Annotated in this window: 18 protein-coding genes; 7 read left to right on the top strand and 11 right to left on the bottom strand. The window is 41.7% G+C overall.

Going from position 1 to position 17,372, the window contains the following annotated elements; translation table 11 throughout:
- The first annotated feature begins 427 nt into the window (after positions 1-427).
- Positions 428-1,783, top strand: coding sequence for a hypothetical protein (locus tag AB4161_RS13075; RefSeq protein ID WP_372083442.1), 1,356 nt, complete (start codon positions 428-430; stop codon positions 1,781-1,783).
- A gap of 232 nt (positions 1,784-2,015) precedes the next feature.
- Here AB4161_RS13075 and AB4161_RS13070 read toward each other — a convergent pair whose 3' ends face one another.
- The 8 genes from AB4161_RS13070 to AB4161_RS13035 form a co-directional block, all read right to left on the bottom strand.
- On the bottom strand, positions 2,016-2,588 hold the full coding sequence (locus AB4161_RS13070) for an AAA family ATPase (protein WP_372083441.1): 573 nt from the start codon (positions 2,586-2,588) through the stop codon (positions 2,016-2,018).
- Positions 2,585-3,022 (bottom strand): PTS sugar transporter subunit IIA, encoded by a 438-nt coding sequence (locus AB4161_RS13065; protein WP_372083439.1) that lies wholly within the window; start codon positions 3,020-3,022, stop codon positions 2,585-2,587. The genes AB4161_RS13070 and AB4161_RS13065 overlap by 4 nt, the downstream gene beginning before the upstream one ends.
- 12 nt (positions 3,023-3,034) lie before the next feature.
- Positions 3,035-3,301, bottom strand: coding sequence for a hypothetical protein (locus AB4161_RS13060; protein WP_372083438.1), 267 nt, complete (start codon positions 3,299-3,301; stop codon positions 3,035-3,037).
- Positions 3,302-3,350: 49 nt separating this feature from the next.
- On the bottom strand, positions 3,351-4,187 hold the full coding sequence (locus AB4161_RS13055; RefSeq protein WP_372083437.1) for a ketose-bisphosphate aldolase: 837 nt from the start codon (positions 4,185-4,187) through the stop codon (positions 3,351-3,353).
- Complete coding sequence (locus AB4161_RS13050) at positions 4,180-5,550, bottom strand: PTS sugar transporter subunit IIC (RefSeq protein ID WP_372083436.1); 1,371 nt, start codon at positions 5,548-5,550, stop codon at positions 4,180-4,182. Before AB4161_RS13050 ends, AB4161_RS13055 begins: the two co-directional genes overlap by 8 nt.
- 125 nt (positions 5,551-5,675) lie before the next feature.
- The gene (locus AB4161_RS13045; protein ID WP_372083435.1) at positions 5,676-5,966 is read right to left on the bottom strand and encodes a PTS sugar transporter subunit IIB; all 291 of its coding nucleotides are present in this window, start codon (positions 5,964-5,966) and stop codon (positions 5,676-5,678) included.
- A gap of 64 nt (positions 5,967-6,030) precedes the next feature.
- Positions 6,031-7,014: a 6-phosphofructokinase gene (locus tag AB4161_RS13040; protein WP_372083433.1), complete on the bottom strand. Its 984-nt coding sequence runs from the start codon at positions 7,012-7,014 to the stop codon at positions 6,031-6,033.
- A 672-nt stretch (positions 7,015-7,686) separates the two neighbouring features.
- Positions 7,687-7,875: an AlpA family transcriptional regulator gene (locus AB4161_RS13035; protein ID WP_372083431.1), complete on the bottom strand. Its 189-nt coding sequence runs from the start codon at positions 7,873-7,875 to the stop codon at positions 7,687-7,689.
- A gap of 456 nt (positions 7,876-8,331) precedes the next feature.
- Between AB4161_RS13035 and radC the strand changes: the two genes are divergently transcribed.
- The 5 genes from radC to AB4161_RS13010 all read left to right on the top strand — a co-directional run bounded on the left by radC (position 8,332) and on the right by AB4161_RS13010 (position 12,767).
- Entirely contained in the window at positions 8,332-8,799 is a 468-nt protein-coding gene (gene radC, locus AB4161_RS13030; RefSeq protein ID WP_372083430.1) for a DNA repair protein RadC, read from the top strand.
- Positions 8,796-9,248, top strand: a complete 453-nt coding sequence (locus AB4161_RS13025; RefSeq protein ID WP_372083429.1) for a DUF2787 family protein — start codon at positions 8,796-8,798, stop codon at positions 9,246-9,248. The genes radC and AB4161_RS13025 overlap by 4 nt, the downstream gene beginning before the upstream one ends.
- Positions 9,249-9,270: 22 nt before the next feature.
- Complete coding sequence (locus tag AB4161_RS13020; protein ID WP_372083428.1) at positions 9,271-9,714, top strand: DUF2787 family protein; 444 nt, start codon at positions 9,271-9,273, stop codon at positions 9,712-9,714.
- A gap of 127 nt (positions 9,715-9,841) precedes the next feature.
- Positions 9,842-10,402 (top strand): tyrosine-type recombinase/integrase, encoded by a 561-nt coding sequence (locus AB4161_RS13015; protein ID WP_372083427.1) that lies wholly within the window; start codon positions 9,842-9,844, stop codon positions 10,400-10,402.
- Positions 10,403-10,754: 352 nt separating this feature from the next.
- On the top strand, positions 10,755-12,767 hold the full coding sequence (locus AB4161_RS13010; RefSeq protein WP_372083426.1) for an ATP-binding protein: 2,013 nt from the start codon (positions 10,755-10,757) through the stop codon (positions 12,765-12,767).
- Between the two features lie 91 nt (positions 12,768-12,858).
- Here AB4161_RS13010 and AB4161_RS13005 read toward each other — a convergent pair whose 3' ends face one another.
- Together AB4161_RS13005 and AB4161_RS13000 are read right to left on the bottom strand one after the other, a co-directional pair.
- Positions 12,859-13,533, bottom strand: coding sequence for an inovirus Gp2 family protein (locus AB4161_RS13005; RefSeq protein ID WP_372083425.1), 675 nt, complete (start codon positions 13,531-13,533; stop codon positions 12,859-12,861).
- A gap of 357 nt (positions 13,534-13,890) precedes the next feature.
- Positions 13,891-15,261 (bottom strand): hypothetical protein, encoded by a 1,371-nt coding sequence (locus tag AB4161_RS13000; RefSeq protein ID WP_372083424.1) that lies wholly within the window; start codon positions 15,259-15,261, stop codon positions 13,891-13,893.
- A gap of 146 nt (positions 15,262-15,407) precedes the next feature.
- Between AB4161_RS13000 and AB4161_RS12995 the strand changes: the two genes are divergently transcribed.
- On the top strand, positions 15,408-16,043 hold the full coding sequence (locus tag AB4161_RS12995) for a hypothetical protein (RefSeq protein WP_372083423.1): 636 nt from the start codon (positions 15,408-15,410) through the stop codon (positions 16,041-16,043).
- Between the two features lie 30 nt (positions 16,044-16,073).
- On the opposite strand, the gene AB4161_RS12990 is transcribed toward AB4161_RS12995, so the two are convergent.
- A complete protein-coding gene (locus tag AB4161_RS12990) occupies positions 16,074-17,333 on the bottom strand; it encodes a tyrosine-type recombinase/integrase (RefSeq protein WP_372083422.1) in 1,260 nt (419 codons plus the stop codon).
- Positions 17,334-17,372 lie beyond the last annotated feature (39 nt).

The following is a 17,372-nucleotide window of genomic DNA, read 5'->3' as shown; positions in this document are numbered from 1 at the left end:
GCCGTCAGTCACCCCCCCCCCCAACTTCAAACCACTTCTCTAAATAGCGATAGCGGTCTCACTTAGTACAGCCTTATGCGACACCAGATGCCCAACCTATTGATAACCTGACAACAAACAGGGATGTCACATAGGGTTGCCGTCTTTCTATGTGAACCACTACGACATAGACGGGGAGAGAAGTTCATGACCATTAAAGCGATTCGACCATTACTTAACAAGCACCGTTGCCTAGCTTCATTCAGCTGTGAATATTGCGGAGGTAGCCACAGTTCAACTTGTGACATTTGCGATATGCCTCCATGCCGATGTTCTTGCTAATACCACACGTTTAATACCCACCATTAGCGGTTTACGAAAGTAAGCCGCTTTTGTTTTCTATGCATTTATCCCTGCAAACCAATCTATTAATAAAAAGGAATTTCCTATGAAAAAGACGTTAGATTCTGCGCTTATTGCTAGTGCAACCCTTGCTGGTTGCGGCGGTGGTGGCTCATCTGAGCCTTCACAACCATCCAACTCTACGTTGTTATCCGGTCGTGCTATTGACGGCTATATCGTTGGTGCCACGGTTCATTATGATTTTAATTCAAATGGTGTTGTCGATCCTGATGAGCCATCGGCTATCACTGAGGCTGGTGGTGTGTTCACTATTGAAGGTGACATCACAGAAGAGCAACAAGCCTGTCTTGAATACGTCCCAGTGATCGTAGATGTGCCTGTCGGAGCTATTGATGAGGACTTAGGGGAAGTAACTCAAGCATATGTACTTAACCTGCCACCAGCGTTCACGTTGCCTGAAGAGGTAGCGAATGGCTCCGTTAACATTACGCCACTCACCACAATGTTGTGGGAGTCAGCGAAACAGACGGTTGAAAGAGAGCAAGGCGCAGCGTATAGCTGTGGATTAGTGAAAGACAATGAACCAGTCCGCAATGCCATAAAAGACGCCATGCGTAACGTAGCGGGGGATTTAGTTTGGCATTTCAATATCTCAGAGGAAGAGCTGTGGAGTGATTACATAGCGGATGGTAACAGTGCGGTCTACGATATTGCTGAGCAGCTTATGGCATCCATTCAACTTTCATTTGAAGAGACTTATGAATTATCGCTTCAGTACCCTTATGCACATATCAACGTGGCTCACTACCTTAACGATCCAACGGACTGGCAACGCCAAGATGATGAACAATTATGGTACAAATCGATTTCCATACGTCAAGGTAGCTTCTGGTCTGAATCCGTCTATGCGGTAGGTAATAACTGGCTACCCGAACGTTTGATTAGAAACTACCTGCAAGAAGACAGTATCACTGACTTTGGTACGGTGGGCTATGTGAATGAATACCGCAACATGAGTTCCGATCCAAGCTTTGATGATTACATTTGCAGTAAGTCAGAAACCTTACTTTCAAAGGTAACTGGCACTGACAACCAATACGGTATGGATAACAAATCATCGTTCTATGATCTTAGTGAATTGGAGTGTAATGAGGTTAGTTTGAGTGATGCTGCTGATGGCCAAAACATGACGCTTTCGACTGCGAGAGTGAGTGGTGTGTACGATGAAGACGGAAGCCGTTACAAGTGGAATACAGTACCAAGTGAGTACGCGCATTGGTTAGGCTTCAGTACAGATGTAGAGAGTATCGACGTTGATGCATTAAATGCTGATATCGCGGCGCTACCGCAAACCTATGGTACTCAAGATTCTGTTGGGGCTGATTGGTGGGAGCACACAAAACCCTATAAGTTTCAAAAATCGAACATTAGCGATCGTTGAATAGTGGCAGGTTTGGGAAAGTCGCTTGCCATCGCGCCCAGTATTGATGGAACAGATCAATGTACGACATCAAGATAAACAGAACATAGGGTATGAACAACAACTGCAATTATTGAAGAACTGATAGCGCGGACGCCCCCTTCTAAGGAATTATAAAGCCAAACCGCCTTCTTATTAGAAGGCGGATATTTCTATTGAGATACCGTGATCATTAAACCACTACAGACAGGATTCATCTCGCCATAGGCAGATCGACCAACGATGACTCCTTTAAGGAGCCTGGCCGGGAGGCAAGGGCAGCAAGCACCTCTTGAATTTCACTACCTGTATCTTGATCTATACAGTAAACCTTTCCAATATTCATTGGTGATGCCCTCTCAGCCAACGCCATTAACTCCGGAATGTACTCTTCACCTGGGTGACCTTCTTTGCGAAGGTACAACCGGGAACGATATCTATCAGCAACTAGCTCAGGTGAAATACTATTCCAGACCTCGATGATCTCAACTACATCAGATTGCTTGACATAGCTCTCTAGTAATTCTCGGGATTGAAACCCAAACCACGCATCAATTACATATATGCAGTCATCTGGAGCACTCGCGACTGTGTCCCAGATAGCTTTGTAAGCTGCTTTACTAAGCTCCCTGTTAAATTCTCGATCAATGGCTACATGCAAATCCATAAACGGTTCTTTGATGGTATCAATTGAGAGGTAAGGCCAGCCGAAGTGCGTTGCTATCTTCGCTGCTACAGTACTTTTACCTGAAGCGGGGATTCCATTAACAATGATGACTTTCTTCATAATAGAGCTAAAACCTCTTCTTTTTCTTTGGCCGAAGCTATCTGCTCTCGTACTGACGGTTCCATTAATGCCTCGAAGATGGGCTTCAGGCCTTCCTCAATATGACTATGACTATCAACTGCAGAGAGCATGATGATGATATTGACATCAGGGCTACCGTTTATTGAGATCGGGTTCTTCAACGTTACTAGGCTAAAACCGAGCTTATTTGCGCCCTCTTCTGGTCTTGCATGAGGCAGAGCAAACTTTTCGTCTTCGAAGACGTAGTATGCGCCTAAATCTTTTGTACCAGTGATGATGGCATCTAAGTACTTCGATGAGATGGTGCCATTCGTGACAAGAGGAACCGCGGCTACCTGCAAAGCTTTTTCCCAATCCGGCTCATCGACTTGAAGTTGCACCGCATCTGCCTCTAACAATAGTTTTTTTAACATCCAGCCCTCCGATTAAAAATTCGTTCTAGCTATATTTCGTAGTTCATTCATTCGAGTAAACACATCATCCACTCTATCTCGATACGTTGGCGCTTGAGCAAATACCGAAGCTGCCTTGCTGTATTTTGCAACAAGGGCTTGTTGAACTTGTACGTTGGAAGTATCTTGCTCAAGCATGGTTTCTAACTGCTTGATCTCTATATCAAGCTCTGTAGCTTGCGTTTCATCAACGGGCTCTACTGGGTTTTTACGCCCAAATAGTTTGGATAATATACTCATACCGACTCCTAAATACCCTGCTGGTTTCCCAGCAGGGATGTTCAAACCACTACTGGAAAAGACGAATCTTTTCAGCAATCACTTGACGTACAGCGTTTCGTGCTGGAATGAAGAACTTTCGCACTGAATCATGCACTTTGCCACTCGCATGAGTGTCTTGGCAGTGTTTAACCCACTGAACATTCATTTCAGTGCCAACATTTACTTTATCCATACCATTGCGTACGACAAATCGCATATCTTCATCCGAGACACCTGTTCCACCATGAAGAACTAAAGGCACTTTCGTCTTCTCAGACAGTTCGATCAATAGGTCTCGTTGAATATTGGTCTTTGCCGTGTATGAACCATGAACAGTACCAATACTGACGGCTAACATATCGACTTTAGACTTATCTACAAACTCAAGGGCATCAGATAGCTTTGTAAATGCAATGTCTTCATCTGCGACTTGTTTACCATCTTCTGCTCCCCCGATTGCACCGAGTTCAGCTTCTACGCTCACATTTTTAGGATGAGCGTACTCAATAATGATATTTGTATTAGCTATGTTTTCAGCCAACGAGAGGTGAGAACCGTCGTACATGACACTAGTAAAACCCTTATCGATAGCCAGTTTAATATCATCAAGATTTGAGCAGTGGTCCAAATGGAGGCACGTAGGCACATTATGCTCTTTAGCTAAGGCGACAATTGACGCCACCAACAAGTCATACCCAAGGTACTGAGCCGTACCCGTTGAAATTTGGATCATTAAAGGTGAGTTTGTATCCATTGCTGCCTCAAAATAAGCTGGTAACATCTCAATACAATGGAGATTGAATGAACCAACAGCATTAAATCCGCGCTCTCTTGCAATGACTTCTATTTCTTTAAAATTATGCATTGTTTAACTCCGCCTGTTCAGTTTTTTCAGTTTTAAGGTTTTTGTTTACATACCAAGTGATTGCCGCTACAAAGCCTACGAAGCTTGCTACGAACATCCAGTTGCCGTTAAATGCATGACCCAGTAGAAGACCTGATGCGATTACATCAGAATCACTAAATGTCACACCCACGAAGCCGTAAGTTTCTAGTAAAGGGATTAGAATTGCTGGTAGGAAAGTAATGAATAGGCCGTGAACTACACCGCCTATGATTGCGCCGCGACGACCACCCATTGCGTTGCCAAAAATACCCGCTGTACCACCTGCGAAGAAATTAGTCAGAAGCCCTGGTAGTATCATTGCCAACCCAAACATAGGGAACAACAACATACCGATCACCGAACCTACAGTTGTTGATAGGAAACCCAGAATTACAGCGTTAGGTGCATAAGGGAACAAAACCGGGCAATCCAATGCAGGTATTGCATTTGGCACTAGGCGCATAGCAATACCTTGGAAGGCTGGAACTAATTCTTGCAACAATAGGCGCACACCTGAGTACAGAACGAATACGCCAGCAGTAAACATGATTGCTTGCATAAACGAGTACATCAAATAGTTCATACCACCGCTGTACTGAGCAATATATTCAGGACCTGCTGCAATTGCAGGGATCAGGAACATTGGCACCATAATGACAGCCATCGACAGGTAGGTATCACTTAAAAATGCAAAAGCTTTTGGAAGCTCAATTTCTTCCGTAGATTTAGAGCCCTTGCCAACGACCTTCGCGACAGCTGCTTGAACCATATAACCGATCGTACAGAAGTGCCCAAGTGCAACGTTGTCAGAACCAGTAATCTTGCGAACCACAGGCTGAGCAATAGCAGGCATTGCTACAGCTAAAATACCGCCGAAGATACCCCCCGTTAATACTAGTGTTGCGCCTGATAGACCTGCCTTGTAACAAATGACAGCACCAATAGTGGACATCCACAGTAGCGCCTGCCCTGTTAGAAAGATGTACTTCCAAGGCGTGAAGCGAGCAATAATGATATTCGTTGCGAAAATTACCATTAAGGTTAGTGCGACTTCCGTTCCCAGCGTTTGGTTTGCAATACCTGCAATAGCCGCAACATCAGTAATGTAACCAGTCATACCGAACCCGGTAGTAAAGATGCTATTCAGGTAAGTTAATGTCTCAACGACAATGTTTATACCCGCCATCATGACCAAGAAACCAAGCATTGTCTTAAACGTTCCTTCGATTACCTTACCGGAGGGCTTTTTTTGTAAAATAAGACCGAGCATAGCAATACTTGCGATCAATATTGAGGCCTGCCCAAGCACATCTTTTACTATAAAGTCAAAAAATGTATTCATAATTAATTTGATTCCATGCCAATGTTAATTAAAATATTTTCTCAAGGCGTAGAAGTACCTTGATAGGTATTTCTACCTATCTACATCTATTATTCAGCAGTAAGAAAAAGGTGTTTTTCTAGGTGTTACTTATCTAAAAACTCTGAGATTGCCTGTTCCATTTCTACAGAGTCAGTAAATTTTTGGATTGTGACTACCTTTGCAGCATCTTCAGCGCTAGCGCCACCTTTAATCGCATCAGAGAACGTACCAGAAGTAATAATCATGTCTGGCTTTAGCGATAGCACTTCAGATACCGTGGTGTGGCCTAAAGAAAAGTCAATCCCCATTTTCTCTAGGATAGGTTTGGCTGTCATTTCCAAAGCAAAGCTAGAACCTAAACCACAACCGCATACGCACATTATATTCATCGTCATTTATTCATTCCTTCTGTTCACGAATTTGTTTTATTGTTTTATTGTTTTATTGTTTTATTGTTAATTACCAAACCATGCCCAATTGCTTAGCCAGTTTGAAATAATGCCCCTCTTTATCAACGGTACGACTCTCGACCCCAGCTAAATCCAGTGGTATCGGATTATTCGATGAATTGATGGTAATCACCTTATTCGCCATACCACTTTGAATGCATCGCACCACTTCTGAAGCTGCGATCGTACCTTGATAAATCTCTTCAGTTGTTGGCTCACCGCTTCGCAAACCGAAACCCAATGTGGTTTTACGCATGCGAATACCTACCTTTGGTTCTAGGTCTTGACTCAAGGTATCAATCGCACCTTGGAATCCAGGTGAATACTCTTTTGTGTAACTCTCAGCACAAAGAATCACAACACTATTCTGCACTGCTAGTTTTTCTTGAATTTTTGCTGCAAGCTCATCGACTGGAATTTGATGCTCCGGTATCAGAGCGATATCCACATTAGATTTAATTGCAGACTGTAAAGTTAGTTCGCCAGAGTAAGCACCCAAAACTTCAACGAGAAACACTCGATTTGCTAAGGCTCTACCGGTATTTCGCAGCTTAGACACTTCTCTCATCACCTGCTCACATGCAGTAGAAAAGCCAATGGTATGATCGGAGCCAGCGATATCATTATCGACAGTCATTCCCACGCCAAAACAGTTAACACCATACTCACTCAATACATTCATAAACCGCATTGAACCGTCGCCTCCTGCGCAGATTAAAGCGTCTACTTTGCTCTTATGCAGGTTAGTTGCAATGGTGGCGTATTCTTCTGGGTTGAGGTGACGCGAGGTTCTACCCGATGAAATTACGGGCATTGGCGATAGACTGTAATCAGCGAGATCTCGATAACTAATTTCTTTCTTATTATCCGACAGTAGGCCTTTAACGCCTCCGTTATAGATAACAATCTCAGAGTTCGACATTTTCGCAACTTGATAGATGAAATTGTTCACACCAACTGCATCACCACCACTGACCACTATTCCTAGCTTCATTTCTAACTCACACTCCGCTCATTTGATGGATTAAGTATCATTGTTTAAATAAAACCAAACCGTTACACAGATCACTTAACTGGACGTTTAAATCACAGCCCTCATGACAGTTGCGGCGATAAATGCGTTAATTTTGTGACCTGAATCACCAATGTGACATTTAATGTTAAATTAATTAACATATTAAGAGGGCATTATTAGACCGCGATCTTTTTTTTTAGGTAATAAGTTAAATATTTGTATCAGCGCAATTGAGCTCATTTTTTGGGCTGTAATGTGAAAGGCGTCAACTTTTAGTTTTTGGTCAATCAACGTCCGTACCTAAAAATAAAAGAATTAGTGTGATCAAGCGCCAATATTGATGTCTCAAAGTCTTATTTGTTCGATAATCTAAGTTCCGAGGTGTGGTAGCACTTCTCCCTCCTTAGCAATCTCGACTTAGGAGAGTGAGATAAAACCGAGGGTTATAATATGAGGACAGTAGGTACGTAAAACATCAAAAGCTAGAAGGTAGCTCCTTCAATAAAAATTCGAATACACGACCTCATCTTAATTTTCATTGTCAAAATCACTTTGTAAATACGTGGATTCCATATACATAAGCGGAAAAACTAGCTTATTAGGAATAACATGGCATAGAAGGAAGCTGTAATAGCTTCCATCCATTATCTGTCAATCAGCGTTATCGCGCTCACCAATACGTTCCAATACCCAATCTGTCACCTCTTCTTCTACCCATGCCACTGAACGACAACCTAATGACACTGCTTTTGGAAATTGGCCTTCGCTCATGTACTTGTAGATGGTAGATCGTGCAAGGCTGGTTAAGGACATGACTTCTTTTAGTTTGATTAATCTCATGATGAATTCCGGTTAGTTCAACTCATGAGATAACGAGAATGTGCAGTTAATTACTTCACTGCGTAAATCACCACACTCCAACTTTTTTCAACCACACATTACCTTTCTGAAGCCAGCTAGTCGCGGGCTTCCATTTATGCTCGTTTCTTAAATCAAACTAAGCAGGAGGCTCTTATGCCGTTTGTGTTCATTGCTGGCTTTATCGTTGGCGCAGGCTTGTATCACATCAACAAGGAGGCTAATGGTGAATCCCCACCAACCTACTAAGACACTAATAGAGTTGTTCATCTATGGCGTTGTGAGTGGTTACAACTGGGCTAAACAACAAGATAAACAGCAACCATGACCTAAAGCAGCCCAGCGTGATCGGGCTGCTTCTATGGGGAAGGATTCCATTATTTTTTAGCTACATATTACTTGGATGCACATACCTTTAACGCACAAGAAGGAAAGTAGATGCATTCAAATCATTACACGCCAAACGAGCCCACAGAGCTTCGTCAAATTCTAGAGACCGCAGCAACTATGCTCGCAGCCAAGTATGCCCGTTCGGGTTCATTCACCAGTCCAGAAAACACTAAGCAATATCTACAGATGAAACTGGCGCATTACGACAGAGAAGTGTTTGCCGTGATGTTTCTGGATAATCAAAACCAACTGATTGAATACAAAGAGATGTTCTTTGGCACCATCGATGCTGCTAGCGTTTATCCAAGAGAGGTCGTCAAAGAAGGATTAATACTGAACTCGGCAGCAGTGATCTTTGGTCATAATCACCCATCTGGCTTACCTGAGCCATCACAAGCCGATCGTAGGATCACTCAACGTCTGTCTGATGCATTGACACTGATTGATATCCGAGTATTGGATCACGTTGTGGTCGGTGAGCAATGCGTGTCCTTTGCTGAGCGAGGTTTGCTATGAGCCAAACCACACCGCATCGACTGCTGGTGGAATACCTTAATGCTCTTGTTGAGCAATTAGATGTCCCTACCTTTGCATCACGGATCGCCCTTAACTTTCGAGTGTCGAGCTACTACCAAGATCGTAGTGGTTTTCATCCTGTCGAGATCCAACTCAATAGATCGACAAACCAATCAGATAACACTCATTGGAGCATCGTCTTTGTCACTAGCTTTGCTTACCCAGATGAGCAAACCGAAAAGCTGGAGGTCGAGCTCTACTTCAATTTTTTACGTGGGTGGTTCTATCAACCGGACATTGAATGTTGCGAACTCCACCAGCCACAAGTAACCAGTCTATATCAAAGCTATGAACGGTCTTTCCTCAAGCAAATTCAACAATGCTCCTTTGACGGTATCCAAGCAACACTCGTCAATGTCGACACTCCTACTAAATCATCTATCACATAACCATCAACCAAGGAGGCACACCATGCCAGCCGTAACCAAAATTCAAACGATGCAGTTTCACTCTTGTGTACTGCCTATCTCTACTCGCTTTCACAACGCAATCACTAAGCAGATTCAGGAAGCGAGTCTTGATTACTATTCAGATACCTTAACCATTAACTTTCGTGACACGAGCTATAACGCTGAAGCTGGTGGGTATCATCCAGTAGAAATCATGATCCGCAATGAAGGTGATAAGTGGCGACTCTGTTACATCACCGACTTTGCCTATTCTGGAGGTGTCTATCCAGAGTTAGCCATCGAGCTTGATTTCAATATTGAGATCAACATATTCAGGCAGATGTTTTTAGCACCTTGCGCTCTAGCACATCGAGAAGTGAAATCTTTCTATCGAACGTGGGAAAGTAACTTTTTGGAGTATTTATCTGATGGTGTGTTTGACCAAATCAAAGTCACCAAGAGCTGAAAAGCATCCAAGTTCCCATTTTAGCAATTTGGGAACTTGCCATCCCTTATGGAACAAGGCTTTTCGTTTCTGGCTTGCTTTAAAGTTCCTCTAATCATCATTTTCATCGAAAAAAGGAAGCTGCGTTATGGCAGAAGTTCAAGCGGTGAAAAACCGCGACACTATCCAGCTCATCAGCCACTTATTAGAAATACGGCATAGTAAGCAAATGTCAGACATCTGGAATGTCGGCATTAATCTCGCTTTACGGATTTCTGATTTGTTGGCGATTAAGTTCAGTGACATTGAAGAAGACCGTTTAACCATCCGTGAGTCAAAGACGGGCAAAGTGGCCCAGATAGCACTAAACCCAAGAAGCTTAGAAATCATCCTCCGCATTAAAAAGGAGAATCCACACCACATCTATCTATTTCAATCTTACCGAAACCAACAAGCGATAAACAAAGCTGCCAATCCATTGAGTCGCCGAGCCGTTAGCCAAGCGTTCTCATCGATTGGTGAAGAGATTAGTTTTCCTTTGGGGACTCACTCGATGCGAAAGACCAGAGGCTACCACTTATACAAAAGCACCAAGGACATTGCACGGGTGATGCGGATGCTTCGCCACAGTTCAGAAGGCGTAACGCTGCGCTACATTGGCGTGACACAAGATGATATTGATAATGACTTTAGGGAGTTAGTGTTATGAACACAGAACCAAACGCCGTGATAGCACAATAACGTAGGATCTACATCTACGTTATTGAAGAGATTGATATCAATCTCTTTTTTGCACTGAACTGTTCATAATTGAAAGTATCTGCGTTCTGCCTAAAACTAGAGATACTTCAGCGGTTAAGGGGATTTTAAACAAGATTGTGGTTAGTTATCAAATCATTAAAAGAGCGCGAGTGTTTACAATGTTGCTATCAAATTATTCTCAAATAAGAGCTTAAGAGTGGCATAATCAACATTGATTTCATCAAGGATATGTTGATACTACTTCGGTTAGAATCAAAGTACTTAAAGAATGATCTCCAAAGATCGTCAGGGGCTTGGCTATGGAAAACTCAAATATTAGAACAACGCGGATAAATACCGCGGGTATAAAAAAGCATTTTAAGAAATACGAGAAGAATCGTGAACAAGCGATTTTTGAGTTGGTGGCTAACGGATTCGATGCAAAAGCTACAATAGTAAAGGTTATCACTGAAGGAGTTATAGGGACTAATAGTGTCGCTGTTATAGATAACGGACATGGCATTGATGCATCCCAGACGGATAAGCATTTCTCTCGCTTCAATGATTCCCAGAAAGTTGGTGACGATGATACTCAAGGTGCTCATGGTAGAGGAAGGTTGGCATTTCACCTACTGTGTAACAATGCTGATTGGTATTCTCGCTTCAATGGGAAAGATATCAAAATCTCGATTGGAGCTGAAGACTTAGAGCACTTTAATCTGGATAGCAACCTTCCAGTAGATAGCCAGAAGAACGATGTTGTTGTTCATGGTCAAGGAACTTATGTTGAACTTTATAACTTTACTCATAACTTACCTGCTCAAGAGCACTTGTATTCAATGCTTCAGAAAGTTTTTGGGTGGCGATTAGCACTTAACAAAAACTTAAAGCTATTCCTCAACGAGCAAGAGATCGCAGTACCTCAATGTACACAAAAGTCGGTTCCAATCGAAATTGACAATGAAATGCTTCAAGTCTCATTTTTCTTATGGACAGACAAACCAGAAGGAGAGAACTCAAAGTTTTACTTAGTACATTCCAATGGAAGAGTATTATATCGAGATAATACATCTTTCAATCGTAAAACTGGTTTCTACCTGAGTGCATACATCCAAGGCGATTGGGTGAACCGTTTTGATAAACACTGTACTTCGCTCGACTTCGATGGGAATGAATTGACGCCCGCTAACCCGAATAGTGCCGTTTACAATCAACTGCTCAAAAGCGTAAAACAGATAGGAAACGAGCTTTACGTAGAGTTCATTAGAAATCAAATCGATCAAAAGTTAGAACAATATGTTCAAGATGGCTACTTTCCCAAATATGCAAACTTGAACAAAAATGATGCCGAGTGGCGGTTAGATAACATTAAGTCAGTTGTTCGTGAAGTTTGGATTGCAGACCCTCAGATTTTCAACAACGTAAAGAAAAAGCCCTTAAAAATTATAATATCTTTGTTAGACAAGCTTCTCGTATCGAATGAAAACGATACTTTGCTAGATTTACTAGAATCAATTATTGACTTAGATAAAGGCAAGCTTGAACGCCTCACAGACGTACTCAAAAGAACTACACTCGACAACATTATTAGTACTATTGAAGTACTTCAACGAAGAGAGATTGTTGTTGATCAGATCGAGCATATCATGCTCAATAATTATAAAGACGTATTAGAAACACCACATTTACAGAAGATTATTGAAGCTAACACTTGGCTGTTTGGTGAACAACACTCTCTAATTGGCGCAGAAGAAGATGACTTTCAAAAAACAGCAACTCGATTGAGGGTGCAAGTTAGTAAGTTTGAAGATCTTTCCCAAAACGATATTGATCCTGAAGATATTGAGCTTGGCCTTGATGTTGAAGGAGTCAGGAGGCAAGTCGACCTATTTCTTGCGCGTAAAAGAAAAGAATACGAAAACGGTAAACCTTTTTATAAGTGCACCATCATTGAAATTAAAAGACCAGGTGTATCTCTCAATAAGAAGCACTTAAGGCAGTTAGAAGACTACGCTGATATCATAGCGGCACACCCTGGGTTTAGTCATCAGAACATGCGTTTTGAGTTAATTCTGGTTGGTAGAAAAATATCCTCGACAGACAATGGGATAACTAAAGCATGGGACACTTCTGAAATACATAACGATTCTGGTTTAGTATTTAGTCAAAAAAGCCCTGTCATCAAGGGGTACGTTAAAACTTGGGCAACTATAGCAAGTGACTTTCGTTTATCGAACGATTACCTTTTAGATAAGTTAAAAAATAAAAGAGATTGCTATGATTCTGTTCCTACAGAGGAGCTTGTAAGTGATTTACAACAGCCTTCAGAGTAACCAAGCTACCGTATTTCATATCAGTGCATCTTAAGTCGCTTTGTATACTAATGAGCCAGAGTGTAATTCTGGCTCAAAGTGTCTTTAGAATCTAAATCAATCCCTTCCTTGAATTACTGCATCCCAAGTTACGGCGACCATCACCAAGAATCTTAGTCTCAGCCTTTGCCAAGTAAGCCAACCTAACCGCTACCTCACCTAAGTCTTTCTGAAATCGTGCTGGTGGGTGATTACGGTTCAACGTATACATTGGACGCTCAGGGATATGAACTAGTCCTTCAATCTCATCTGTCGTAAGCCCTAATGCACTAGCCCATGCTCTGTTTACCATACAAGCAAGAGTACCTTCGTAATGAAGCCTACCAAATGGATAGTAACCATCCTGATTGACCGCTAATGCCACATGGTAATGTTCATTGTGACTGGTGTTACGTTCCCTTACCCAAACGTAATTTAACGGACACGGGTAGATACGCTTCCCTTGTTTGGCTTTATTCCTCTGGTCGAAATGCATCTGAGTTTTCAAAGAGGCTATAAACCGTTTCATCAAATCAACATCGGTATTCGGGTAACAAGTTGGTGTATCACGCTCTAAAGGGTTGTCAGAGTTCCCCCTATTGTTAGGTATACGTAGATCAATTCGAGCGACTAATACTCTATCATGGCTCGCTAGGGCTCCCATAACAGTGTCATTGATACGGGCAAGGTGGTGTTGGTTTAAAGAACCGTAGCTAAGTGGGATTTGAGCAAATTGAAACATGTTCATGAAAATCTCTCCTATGTGTTATTTGATTTCACATAGAAAGAGAATGATGCGTAACAATTTACATAAAACTGTTCTGTCATAGCAGTGAGTGAATCTCTATTGCCTATGGCTAGAGATCTTAGCTGACACAACAACATGTACAGCATTCATCAGTAGTGTGGCTACTGAGTGTTGTACTGCTAGTCATGCTCTTATAAAGAGTGTTTGTTAAGTAGCTATATTACTAATCCACCGAGGGCATTGTTTCTTTCTAGGCTGTAGTACCGGAGTCATGCCTATGGATAATCAAAGATTGGGCCTAGCTAGTGTGATTGAAACCGAAGTCACTCTGAAGTTATGTCATTAGGTCTAATGACTTTAAAGCTGGTGAAAAGAATCATATTCGTAAGGCTTTATACTGTTTTGGGGGCTTGAGATGAGTGTATAAGCTAACGCATTAGCATCACCAGATGGTTGAATTTGGTAATAGTGAGAGTCATCCAGCTCAGCCATCCTTTCACGTAACTTAACCTCTTCAGCTCGCATCCATGACAAGACGAGAATAAAATCATTGATACCTTTTACTAATGGGCTTTTATCGGACAAAGCTTCCATTGCTAACCGCTCTTCCGCTACATCCCCCTCGACATAGATAGTGTGATTTATTCCCCCCTTAGTACAGTCATCAGCGATGAACTCTAGTAACTGCTCTACATGTTCATAAGGCGGAAGCTTAGATCCAATCAGGTGCCAATAGTGGTTTAAACAATATGATGCATACTGATCAATCTTTGACTGCAAGATTGCTCTCTTATAGGGATCTCGCATGAAAGGGAAATACTTGCGTAGAACGTTAATGAAATCCTTACTATTGCTATCAAATTGCCACTGGTGAAAACGAGAAATGGCTGTGTTTAAAAGCTCTGATTTCACGGGTCTCTCTTTAGTCGCCATCAATAATTGCCTAGACAGACTTGATTCATAAACTAGTACAGTATTTTCCTTTCGAGTTATATCAACACGAAAGTCATAGCTTTTGTTCAGTAGGTTAAGTGTAAATACACTTTGCACCTTTCCAAATATAGGAGTTAGCGTTTGCCCCCCTATGACATTAATGATGTAGCCTTCACGTAATAAAGTACTCAATTGAGAACGCAGCCGCGTGGGGGTGATACCAACAAGTTTGCAAATTTCAGCTTTACTCAACCCTCGCACGATACCAAGTGGATCGGAATGAGCGAGTAACGTAATCAAAACCAATCGGTTTGAAAGTGTCAAAGAGTGCTGTTTATCCCTACCTTGAATTTCGGCAACGCCGTTTTCTTTTTGCGTTGTATCAGGTCTGAGTAATTCATCAATCAGCGGTTGAAAATACAGGTTTCTAGATTTAGATATGTTTTGTGCAGCGGAGTAATCAGGATTCCCATTACTACAAATTTTATAGCTGTATGAGTTACCACCTAAGGATGATTTGGCTGAAACTCTCTTTAACAAGCCAACACTTTGAAGTGAATCAATCGAAGATTTTATCACCTTGTCAGATACCCCTAACCTAGCACTAAGCTCCCTTACTTGGACCACGCCAGTTTCAGATTGCCACGCGAATTCTCGAATCAATTTCATCAAGAATATTTTTGACTCAGGGGTACCATTGTAACGACTCACATTACCTTTTAAACCATACTCAGTACGTAGCCATATACACGACATATGATGAATATTCTGTGGCGTTATAGTCTCAAAAATCATTAATTAACCATTATTTGACAGGTGTTATTTATACGACAAATTACTTGCTATTGTAGCTGGTTATATAGAAAGTAATGCTACTTATTGATCACATAAACCAATAAGCGTAGTTTAATGGTAACTGAACACAAAAAGGAGTTAGTTTGATGGGGGGATTGAATCTTAAAGGTTGGATTAAGGATAATAATGAAGAGCAAAAGGAGTGGATGACAAAGTACTTATTGAAACGTAAATTGAAACTGACTAACTCAGAATATGCATCAACTTCGTTAATTAATTGGTCAGAAAATAGCTGCCCTGCCAGTGAGTTTATTAAATTACTGGATGTTGATTTAGCTGATAACAGAGAGCTACTTCAAGCTATGAGTAATGCATGGGATAAAAAGAAAAGAGACGGGAGCTCTCATCTGAAGAAAAAAACCTATCGCTTTACTCCAGCTTGTATCTCGACCCTCAAAAGGCTAGCTAAAAACAATAGAACTACGATAGAAAAACAGTTAGAAGGGCTCATTCTTACAGCGGATAATGTAGCTAAGAATCTCAAAAAAAATGAGTTAATCGAGAAGAGAATCTACATAGATAGAAATAAAGTTCTTCGTGACCAAAACCAAAAATTATCAGATGACGTTTGTAATCAAGAAGCATCATTAAAGGAGCTACAACAAGAAATAAAACAGCTTCAAAATCAAGTTGAAGACCTTGAATCAAAACTAAAAGAAAGCGAAGCAAGCGAACTTAAAGCCTTGTCATTGCTTGATGATGAGAAAAAGAAACGAAAATAACGGATTAACAATGCTAAGCCTCTGTACTGCCTAAGCCGACTCAATAGTTGATAAGGGTACAACGTTACTAACACTCAGTGCGTATAGCTTATCCCCCCAAGCTTGCAACACTGACAATTGTTCATTTAAATAATCATGGTGATTGTAGACTCGCAACATACCCGGCAGCTGGTGGCCTACAGCTTTCTCTACAGCCACAATATCGAGCCCCATCTCACTACATCGACTAATAAAGGTCCGACGAAGGTCATGCGGTGAGAAATGTTCGATATCTGATGGAATATTACGCTTAATAAGTGCTCGTATCGCTGATGGCTCTTGAACTTTATCTGAAGCGATTTGAGGCCAAACCAGCTCCCATTTGTTTGATACAAGCTTACGCTGCTCTTGGAGCTGCTCAACCAGATAGTCACTCAACGGTATTTTACGACTCTCTGGGCTCTTCGTATGTCGCTCTTCAGAGCTAGCAGGCAGCAACCAGACCCTTTCATCAAAATCCAATTCACTCCAACGCATTTCAAGCACAGCACTAATACGCTGACCACACCCAAGCAAAAAGCGTATCAAGCGAATATTCGCTGGATCTGTGCGCCAGTCACCTAAGCTCGACAACAATACTTTCAACTCAGAAAAACTAAGGTTTCTCTTTGTCACATTAGAGCCACCACCAACATCTTTTGCCTTTAATTGCGGTGCTGGATGTCTATCAATCATGTTCAAGGCTAAGGCATGATTGATCACCTGATTAATGATTTTGTGACAAACCCCAATAGCTCCAGCCATACGTTTTCCATCTTTATCCACCTTTGCATCAAACACTTTATTAAGGTCGATAATATTCAAGTCAACTAGGTTGATATTACCTATGTAGGGTTTGATATCACGCAGGTAGATGGATCTAGACTGAGAACTACGAAGTTGCTTTGATAAACGCTTTTCATCAAAGCTAACAAATGCATCATCAAATGTACGTGCTTCTTCTTGCTCTCGACGCTCTCTGAGTAGCTCTATCTTAGGGTTTTTATTGTTCTCTAACCAACTGCGATAGCGCCCGGCTTCCTTCCTTGCCTGATCCAGCGTCATACCTGTATTTGGCTTAAGTTGGACGTAACGGCCCATAGATATTTTGTCGTGCTTTTTACCAACTTGAAAACGAAATGTCCAAGTCATCGTACCCGTAGGGCGAACTCGAATATTCAATCCCTCAATTTTCTTATCAGGAATTGAATACTCTTTCTCTTTTGGTTTCAATGCTTGCAGTGTTGCATTGCTACTAATTCGCTTTGTCATTATCAGCAACTCCTACCATTCGGGGTACGGCTCGGGGTA

Source organism: Vibrio sp. 10N.286.51.E5, assembly GCF_041469125.1.
Classification (GTDB): domain Bacteria; phylum Pseudomonadota; class Gammaproteobacteria; order Enterobacterales; family Vibrionaceae; genus Vibrio; species Vibrio crassostreae_C.
Note: the sequence above shows the minus strand (reverse complement) of the source record. Positions and strands in the feature narration are given on the sequence as shown.

Bases quoted from the DNA above. Each gene is read 5' to 3' on its own strand.
- AB4161_RS13075 (WP_372083442.1), top strand. From the start codon at position 428: ATGAAAAAGACGTTAGATTCTGCGCTTATTGCTAGTGCAACCCTTGCT.
- AB4161_RS13070 (WP_372083441.1), bottom strand. From the start codon at position 2,588: ATGAAGAAAGTCATCATTGTTAATGGAATCCCCGCTTCAGGTAAAAGT.
- AB4161_RS13065 (WP_372083439.1), bottom strand. From the start codon at position 3,022: ATGTTAAAAAAACTATTGTTAGAGGCAGATGCGGTGCAACTTCAAGTC.
- AB4161_RS13060 (WP_372083438.1), bottom strand. From the start codon at position 3,301: ATGAGTATATTATCCAAACTATTTGGGCGTAAAAACCCAGTAGAGCCC.
- AB4161_RS13055 (WP_372083437.1), bottom strand. From the start codon at position 4,187: ATGCATAATTTTAAAGAAATAGAAGTCATTGCAAGAGAGCGCGGATTT.
- AB4161_RS13050 (WP_372083436.1), bottom strand. From the start codon at position 5,550: ATGAATACATTTTTTGACTTTATAGTAAAAGATGTGCTTGGGCAGGCC.
- AB4161_RS13045 (WP_372083435.1), bottom strand. From the start codon at position 5,966: ATGACGATGAATATAATGTGCGTATGCGGTTGTGGTTTAGGTTCTAGC.
- AB4161_RS13040 (WP_372083433.1), bottom strand. From the start codon at position 7,014: ATGAAGCTAGGAATAGTGGTCAGTGGTGGTGATGCAGTTGGTGTGAAC.
- AB4161_RS13035 (WP_372083431.1), bottom strand. From the start codon at position 7,875: ATGAGATTAATCAAACTAAAAGAAGTCATGTCCTTAACCAGCCTTGCA.
- radC (WP_372083430.1), top strand. From the start codon at position 8,332: ATGCATTCAAATCATTACACGCCAAACGAGCCCACAGAGCTTCGTCAA.
- AB4161_RS13025 (WP_372083429.1), top strand. From the start codon at position 8,796: ATGAGCCAAACCACACCGCATCGACTGCTGGTGGAATACCTTAATGCT.
- AB4161_RS13020 (WP_372083428.1), top strand. From the start codon at position 9,271: ATGCCAGCCGTAACCAAAATTCAAACGATGCAGTTTCACTCTTGTGTA.
- AB4161_RS13015 (WP_372083427.1), top strand. From the start codon at position 9,842: ATGGCAGAAGTTCAAGCGGTGAAAAACCGCGACACTATCCAGCTCATC.
- AB4161_RS13010 (WP_372083426.1), top strand. From the start codon at position 10,755: ATGGAAAACTCAAATATTAGAACAACGCGGATAAATACCGCGGGTATA.
- AB4161_RS13005 (WP_372083425.1), bottom strand. From the start codon at position 13,533: ATGAACATGTTTCAATTTGCTCAAATCCCACTTAGCTACGGTTCTTTA.
- AB4161_RS13000 (WP_372083424.1), bottom strand. From the start codon at position 15,261: ATGATTTTTGAGACTATAACGCCACAGAATATTCATCATATGTCGTGT.
- AB4161_RS12995 (WP_372083423.1), top strand. From the start codon at position 15,408: ATGGGGGGATTGAATCTTAAAGGTTGGATTAAGGATAATAATGAAGAG.
- AB4161_RS12990 (WP_372083422.1), bottom strand. From the start codon at position 17,333: ATGACAAAGCGAATTAGTAGCAATGCAACACTGCAAGCATTGAAACCA.